The sequence below is a fragment of the Occallatibacter sp. genome (assembly GCF_049510455.1).
In the GTDB taxonomy this organism is placed as follows: Bacteria; Acidobacteriota; Terriglobia; order Terriglobales; family Acidobacteriaceae; genus Telmatobacter.
In genome coordinates this window covers 1-5,924 of record NZ_JBEKYX010000162.1, presented here as the reverse complement: position 1 = coordinate 5,924, position 5,924 = coordinate 1, and the positions used below count along the sequence as shown (strand labels likewise).

The window sequence follows — 5,924 nt, the reverse complement described above, 5'->3', positions numbered from 1 at the left end:
GGGCTGGTATCTGGCTTACAACGTACGGCTTGGCACCTACGTCCACGTAATGTATCTGGGCGCAATGTAACTTTCCTGCAATGGAATCCAGAAGGGGTGAAGCGCCGGCTTCACCCCTTTGCTGTGTCCGGGCATAACTCACCTTTTGCGTTGTGGTACTGGCTCAGTTTGAATTGTTTTGTAACAGGGCACGACTTGAGTCGTGCCGAAAGATTAAGTGGCACGAACGGTAGGTCACGGCTTCAGCCGTGACATAAATGCAGCAAAATCAATGCGGCTTTAGCCGCTGAGGTATGCTTCACGGACTTAATCAGACCTTCCTTAGCCCCTGCGGGATTTTTCAAACTGAGCCATTTCCTGCGTTGTACAGCGGAAGCGCTCACAGGATAAGATGGCCCGTCGGGAAAATACTTACGCTGACTACCGGCAAAGCACAACCCAACGGTTGAACCTTACTCTAACTTATCCGGGAAGTAACCATGCCATCTTCTCGCTTTTCGCTTGGCCGTATTACGCTTTCGTGTGCAACTCTCGTCTGCTGCGGAGTTGCCGCGTGGGCGCAGACTGCAAATGCTCCGCTTGCATTCACTGGAGCTGACCGCAGGCCCGCACTCTCGCTCAATGGCGACTGGGCCTCGATCGTCGATCCGTATTTCTCCGGCCTCTTCAGCTTTCATCATGAAGAGAAGAAGAACGGCTGGTTCCTGAATCGCAAGGCGCAGCCCAATGATACCGGCCCAACCGAATACGACTTCGACAAAGCCCCCAAGCTCAAAGTCCCCGGCGACTGGAACACACAGCGCGAATCGCTCTTCTTCTATGAAGGCCCCGTCTGGTACCAGCGTAACTTCACTTACCAGCCTCAAGAGCATTCGCGCGCTTTCCTGCACGTCGGCGCAGCCAATTACCACTCCTGGTGGTGGGTCAACGGCAAAAAAGTCTGCGAGCACGAAGGCGGATTCACCGCCTTCAACTGCGACGTCACAGAAGCCGTGCATCCCGGCGATAACTTCATCGTTGCCGCGGTCGATAATACCCGGCGCGAAGACAATGTCCCCACCCTTGAAACCGATTGGTGGAACTACGGCGGAATCACGCGCGAAGCCTCCATCATCACAGTCCCCAATACCTTCATCGATCAATACGACCTCCATCTCAGCCGCACACAGGACGGCGTAATCGAAGGATGGACGCATCTCACCGGGGCAGGTGCAGGTGTGCCCGTCGAAGTGGAGATCCCCGAACTGCATGCAAAGGCTCAAGCCGCAACCGATGCCAACGGCAAGGCTGCAATTCACTTCACTGTAAGTGGGCTCGAACGCTGGTCTCCAGAGCATCCGAAGTTATACGCCGTAAAGCTGCGCACCGGCGCCGATTCTATCGACGAGCAGATGGGCTTTCGCACCATCGAGACGCGCGGCACGCAGATTCTGCTCAACGGCAAGCCGATCTTTCTGCGCGGCATCTCCATTCATGCGGAAGCCCCCTACCGCACCGGCCGCGCATGGTCCGATAAAGACGCCGAAACCCTTCTCGGATGGGCAAAGGATCTCGGTTGTAACTTCGTGCGCCTCGCACATTATCCGCACGATGAAACCATGCAGCGCGCTGCCGACCGCATGGGGATCATGGTCTGGAGCGAAAACCCTGTCTACTGGGCGCTCAAATTCGATAACTCACAGGTCTATGACAAAGCCTCGCAACAGCTCGAAGAAGAGATCGGCACGCTGCGCAATCATGCCTCCATCGTTCTCTGGTCAATGGCCAATGAAACACCCAGCAATCCCGCGCGCACGGATTTCATAACTCGCCTCGCGGCAAAGGCGCGCGAACTCGATGGCTCGCGGCTCATCACAGCGGCGCTGCTGGTGCGGGCGCAGGGCAATACAAAGATCGTCGATGACCCGCTAGGCAAAGTCCTCGACGTCATCGGCGTCAACGAATATATCGGCTGGTATGAGGCGCATCCGGAGACTGCCGATGTTACGCAATGGGATATCCGCTACGACAAGCCGCTCATCGTAAGCGAGTTTGGCGGCGATGCCAAAGCTGGCCTGCACGGCAGCGATAACCAGCGATGGACCGAAGAGTATCAGGCAAATATCTACCGCCATCAGATCGGAATGCTGAATCGCATTCCCCAGTTGCGAGGCATGAGCCCGTGGATACTCATGGATTTTCGCTCGCCCAATCGTCCCCTTGCGGGTATTCAGGATGAATTCAACCGCAAGGGACTTATTTCCGATCAAGGAGAGAAGAAACAGGCCTATTACATCCTGCAGAAGGCATACAAGGAAGGCGCCGTGGGCAAACCAGAGTAACTTGCCCATCGCATAACTTTAGTGGAAGTTATCATAACCATTCGCCATTGCGAAAAGAATGAGGTATTCTCGTCACATGTCAATAGAATCCATACTTTCTCAGATCGATGCCGAGATTGCAAGGCTGACTCAAGTGAGGAAGTTACTTGCATCTTCCGGAAGTTCTTCACTCACTGCAAAAACGGCAAAGACAAAAGCGGCTCCCGCAAAAGCACATAAGCGCACGCTGAGCGCGGAAGCGCGTAAGCGCATTGCGGATGCGCAAAAGCTGCGTTGGGCTGCGCAGAAGGCAGGGCCAAAAAAGATTAGTTAGAAGCTCCGGCCCCATAGAGCCCCATACATAACCTCACGCGATCCCCACGCAATTCCATTGCCGGCGATATGCAATGCTGTGGTATAGTCGCATTCGGTCTGGAGGACAGAGAATGACTCCCCGGCGCACAGTCTCGTCGTGCGTAAGGGTGGGCGGCGTCTTCCAGGAGTTGCTGTTATGCCCCTCTGTTTCTTTGCCGGTCGGAATGTTGCCTGATTCACTTCCACTGGTTTGAGTCGGGGGGGCATTTTTTCTGGCCATTCCGATAGTTAGGTTAGGATGGAAGGCAAGAATCCAGTTGAGCCAGGGCAAATGAATACGTCCGTCCAGCCGCGCAGCGAAGAAAGCAGCGGATCAGTAACTGTATTTCCCTTACAGCAACTGATCTATGCGGCGCTGATTCTGGGTGGCGTAACGGCGGGCGCGGAACTGCTGAACACCATCCCCTGGGCGCACGGCGACATCAGTATCATGTGGCCCTCCACCGGCCTCATGGTAGGCATGCTTCTCTGCGTGCCGCAGCGGCAGTGGCCGGCTTACATTATCCTCGGCACGGTCATCGACTTCGCGGCCAACCTCCTGCCGCCGCTCCACGCGCCTCTGTGGCTTTCGCTTTCCGCCTCCGGATGCAACGTCGTCGAAGTAACCATCGCCGCGTGGCTCCTTAGTCCGGCTCTGGCGCCACATCGCTACATGGCGCGAGCCAGCCAGCTTGTCGCCCTCCTTATTTATGGCGTTTTCGTGGCTCCCGGCATTGCTTCGCTCTGCTATGCCACGTGCCTTTCTCTCGCGCACTTCAAGAGCTTCTGGCTCGTCGTCCCCGAGTGGTTCCCCGGCGATGCGCTCGGCATCACCATCATGACGCCGCTCTATCTTTCGCTGAAAAGCCGCGCGCCATTTTCAAAGCGCCCCTGGTATGAAGCCGCCGGCTGGTTCGCCCTTCTGGTCGTAGTTAGTTTCGGTGTCTTCTGGCAAACCTCTCTGCCGCTCCTCTTTGTCATTCTGCCTGTGCTGCTCCTGGTGGAGATGCGTCTCGGCATGGCGGGCGCGGCGCTGGGGCTGCTGGCTGTCTCCACCATCGGCGGCTTCCTTACTTCGCGCGGCCACGGGCCCATCGGCCTTACCGTTCTCTCTCCCTCTCCGCGCACGCTCATGCTCCAGGTTTTCGCCTTCGTCTCCATGCTGCTTGTTTACATCGCGGAGGTCGTGCGGGCGGCGCGTGTACGCCTGGGGCTCAACCTGCGCGCCAGCGAGCAGCGTTTCCGCCTGCTCGCCGAGGGCTCCAGCGACATCATCACGCTCGCCAATCTCAGTCGCGAAGTCGTCTACGTCTCCCCTTCGGCAACAACGCTGCTCGGTTGGGATAGCCGCAGCGCAGGCCTCTTTGAGCGCGGCGCAATGGTGCATCCCGATGACCAGGCCTCGCTTGAAAAGCTCTATACAGATTGCCTCGCAGGCAAAGCCCGCAACATCCTCGAATTCCGCGGACGCAAGCGCGATGGAGGATACCTCTGGCTTGAAGCCAACCTCGTCCTCCACTGCGATCCGGAGACAAGCGCTCCCTCCGGCTTCATCAACGTCGTGCGCGACATCTCCGGCAGAAAGGCGCATGAAGAGGAGCTGAACAAGGCGCTCAACGTCGCCGAGAACCGCGCCATTACGGATGCGGTTACAGGAATCGCCAACCGCCGCCGCCTCGATGAGTACATTGAGCGCGAGTGGCAGCGCGCGCAAACCGCCCACACCAAAATCTCCGTGCTCATGATCGATGTCGATCGCTTCAAGCATTACAACGACCGTTACGGCCATCTCGCCGGTGACCGTTGCCTGCGCGAGGTAACCGGCGCCATCGCCAGTGTCGTGCAGCGTCCGACGGACTTTGTCGGCCGCTACGGCGGCGAGGAGTTCGTCGTAGTCCTCCCCGATACGGATCTCGCCGGCGCATGGCACATCGGAGAAAAAATCCGCCGCGCAGTCGAGCTGGAACAGATCCCGCATGAAGGCAATCCCCACCGCGTAGTCACCGTAAGCATCGGATGCGCCACCATAGCGCCACTGGATACCACAAAATCCGTGCAGCTTCTCGAAAGCGCAGACGCCGCCATGTATCAGGCCAAAGAAGCCGGCAGAAACTGCGTCCGCCTCGCCAACTGACTGCCATCAGCGCTGGAAGCCCTCTCATAAACCTGTCTTGAAATGGCACAGCCTTCAGCCATGCCACAAAATGCTCAGGAAGACGAGGGGCTTCAGGCCGCGTCTGAAAAATCTGGCCGGAGCGGTTTTGTAACAGGGCACGACTTCAGTCGTGCCGAAAATGTCCTGAAAATGGTGGGGCTTTAGCCCCTGCGGGATGTCTATTCACTCAACCTGCCATCTTCCGTAACCTGTTCAACCCTGCCAAATCTTGCAATTGCTTTGCCTCGAAAGAACACTGCATTACAACTTGCGAAAAACTTATATTCGACCTGTTTTGTAACAGGGCACGACTTCAGTCGTGCCGAAAATGTCCTAAAAATGGTGGGGCTTTAGCCCCGGAGGCATTTTAAAAGGGCGTGTGATTCATCAGACAGCGCCTGGCCGGAGAGAACAAACATGAGACAGAACCGGGCTTCAGCTCATGGCCGCAAATTCTTGTTGACATTATTGCGAGTGCTCTCGTACATTTGCGCTCGCAAAATCAAACACAACAAAGCATGCCGGACTTTAACGGGATCAATGACGGAGTCTTTCCTGGGAACTATCAGCGAAATGCTTACCAGCACCCAAACCTGGACAAACAAATGGAGTGAGCTGACCACAAGCATGACTGGGCAAACAGCACTACTTGTAGTTAGCGAGCCATGCAGTGGTTATTCTGGGCCGTCGCAGTTTGCGGTCTATAAGGACAACATTTATGGCAGCTATATGCTGTATCCGACCCAATAAAAAGTAGCCAACTGGCAGTAGGAGCCGTAACTCGGAGTTGCGAAAACCCTGTTTCCGGCGGAATGACTGGATTCCAGCTTTCCGCCGGATGCCGGTGAAACATTTAAGTTCAGATGTTTTTCGTGGAGATGAAATGAATTCGTTGTTGCGTCAGTTGAAGAAATTCCAATGTCTGCAAGGACAAGCGTTCGCAATCCGCTGCATGCTGCTTATCCTCGTTTCCGTCCTGACGGTCATTTACAGCACGGGCTGTGGCAGCACCAACGCAGCCGGTCCATCCAATCCGCCTCAGCCCCAGGGGAACACGCAGGTTACTCTTCTGGCATCCAGCACGGCAAACGATCAGCTCACGCAGTTCAATCTCT

3 protein-coding genes are annotated in these 5,924 nt (G+C 56.2%); all 3 read left to right on the top strand.

Annotated elements, in window-relative coordinates:
* Positions 1 to 479: 479 nt before the first annotated feature.
* Positions 480 to 2,321, top strand: a complete 1,842-nt coding sequence (locus ABSG47_RS20060) for a glycoside hydrolase family 2 protein (protein WP_424172071.1) — start codon at positions 480 to 482, stop codon at positions 2,319 to 2,321.
* A gap of 625 nt (positions 2,322 to 2,946) precedes the next feature.
* The gene (locus tag ABSG47_RS20055; RefSeq protein WP_424172067.1) at positions 2,947 to 4,788 is read left to right on the top strand and encodes a bifunctional diguanylate cyclase/phosphodiesterase; all 1,842 of its coding nucleotides are present in this window, start codon (positions 2,947 to 2,949) and stop codon (positions 4,786 to 4,788) included.
* Between the two features lie 904 nt (positions 4,789 to 5,692).
* Positions 5,693 to 5,924: hypothetical protein (locus tag ABSG47_RS20050; RefSeq protein WP_424172064.1), on the top strand; the 232-nt coding region annotated here is incomplete at its 3' end.